Genomic DNA, 2,291 nt, shown 5'->3' with positions numbered 1-2,291 from the left:
GCGAATCTCCAAGGTAGAGCTCGAGGATCCGCCGGGGTACGTCGTTTCCCAGCGCTCGCCCCATTTCCCGCAATCTCGCGATCGGTCCCGCCTCCAGTACCGATTCGGATGCCATTTCGCCGACCGTCATTGTCATCTCCTTGCCTCCGCCGCCCCAAGAACCTCCGCCTTCGGCGGAGCTTCTTGGCCCAACCCAGCCGTACCAGGAGCTTGTTGCTTCGCAACAAGCTCCTAGTCACGCCGCTGTCGAGTATACTCAGAATTCATGCACCCGTGGCCGCGCGGCACGTGGCGCGATCCAAGCGCGATCTTGAAGATGACAAAAGCACCGTTTACCAAGACTCCTACAGGTATCAGTGGAATCTCAGCGATGGAGAGCGCAGCACCACCGACCCGCCGTCTCAGACGAGTCCTATTGGTCGAAGACGAGCTCGACATCCAGATGGTCGCGCGACTCGCACTCGAGGATATCGGCAGCCTGGAGGTCGAGGTGTGCGGCTCCGGCAATGAAGCGCTCGAGATCGCTCCGCGGTTCCAGCCCGAGCTGATCCTCCTGGACGTCATGATGCCCGAGCCCGACGGCCCCGCGACCCTGGAGGCTCTGGCACGGAAACCGGAGACGGCCTCGATGCCGGTCGTGTTCGTCACCGCCAAAGCGCAGAGCCACGAGATCGAAGAGTACCTGGCGCTCGGCGCCATCGACGTCATCGTCAAACCCTTCGACCCGATGACCCTTGCCGACCGTGTGCACGAAATCTGGCGCCGTCATCACGGCGTAGACGAAGGCCGCTGAGGACCCGGCCACGGCGCCACGGCGACGACGATGAAGATCGCCCAATCTCCGCGGCTCCTCGGCAGCGCCCGGAAGCTCCGCCAGGAGCTGGAGTCGGTGGAGCGTGCGCTGCAGGCGACGACTCAGGAGCTCGAGCTTGCACGCGAAGAGCTGACCGCCCAGGAGGAGGAGAAGATTCGTCTGGAGACCCGCCTGCGCCTGCTCGAAAAGGCGGTCGAGACGGTGAACCTGGGCGTCACCATCACCGACACCGAAGGCAAGATCATCTACGTCAATCCCGCCGACGCCCGGATGCACGGTTATGCCATTGACGAACTGATCGGCAAGGAAGCACGATTGCTCGCCCACAGGTCGGCGGATCCCGAGGGGCGCGGAGATCCGTCCGGGCCCTGGTCGCGCCGGCGCCTGGACTCGACCAAAGACGGCCGGTCATTCCCGGTCCGTCTGATTTCGGATCGGGTCCACAACAGCGACCGCCAACCGGTGGCTACGGTCACCATCTGCGAAGATATCCGCGAACGCGAGCGCGTCCGCAGGACCCTGACCCGGCGCGACAACATCTTGAAAGCGGTCGGGCGCTCGGCTGAGAGACTGTTGACCGACGGCTCGTGGGAAGAGAGCGTCGAAGAGGTCCTGCAACGACTGGGCAGCGCCACCGGCGTCGATCTGATCTATTTGAGCGTGGTCAAGGACGAAAGCCCTTTCCCGACCGGCAGCGCGATCGTCAGCTGGACGACGCCCGGCGGTGAGATGGAGGAACGATTCAACCGTGGGCTGCCGGACCGCGTCGAACTCTTCACCTGTTGGAAGGATCGACTGCAAGCCGGCCAGACGCTCCAGGGCCAGGTGCGGGACTTGCCGAGCCAGGAGCGCAAGATCCTCGAAGCCTGGGAGGTCAGCTCGTTCGTCGTGGTGCCGATCTTCGTCGACGCCACGCTGCGCGGCTACCTCAGCCTCGAAGACGGCGCCACCGACCGCGAGTGGCTTTCCGCCGAGATCGAGGCGCTGCGCACCGCCGCCCGGACTTTCGGCGCCTCGATTCAGACCCGACAGGCCGAGATCGCCTTGGCGCTCTCTGAAGAGAAATATCGCGATTTGCTCGAGAACGCCACCGACTTGATCCAGAGCGTCTCTCCCGACGGCCGATTCCAATACGTCAACCGGGCATGGAAAGAGACCCTCGGCTACGTCGACCAGGATGTCCAGAAACTCAGGTTGTGGGACGTCGTGCGCCAGCATCCGACGAGCGATCGCGACGTCGTGCAGAGCATCCTCGCCGGCGACGGACAGGGCCGGCTCGAGGCGATCTTCGTCACCCGAGAAGGCCAGGAAATCTCGGTCGAGGGCTCGATCAACTCCCGCTTCGTCGACGGTCTGCCGGTCGCCACCCGCGGCATCTTTCGCGACATCACCGAGCGCAAGCTGGTCGATCGGATGAAGCAGGAGTTCATCTCGATGGTAAGCCACGAGCTGCGCACGCCGCTGACCTCGATCATCG

Annotated in this window: 2 protein-coding genes; both read left to right on the top strand. The window is 64.0% G+C overall.

The window, feature by feature from the left end; translation table 11 throughout:
- The first annotated feature begins 370 nt into the window (after window positions 1-370).
- Window positions 371-793 carry a response regulator gene (locus GY769_24310; GenBank protein MCP4205044.1) on the top strand — a complete coding sequence of 141 codons (423 nt, stop codon included), beginning with the start codon at window positions 371-373 and terminating at the stop codon, window positions 791-793.
- Window positions 794-823: 30 nt separating this feature from the next.
- A partial coding sequence (locus GY769_24305; GenBank protein MCP4205043.1) for a PAS domain S-box protein occupies window positions 824-2,291 on the top strand: 1,468 nt, incomplete at its 3' end.

This window comes from bacterium, from assembly GCA_024224155.1.
GTDB lineage: Bacteria > Acidobacteriota > Thermoanaerobaculia > Multivoradales > JAHEKO01 > CALZIK01.
This window is presented reverse-complemented; position numbering and strand designations above follow the sequence as displayed.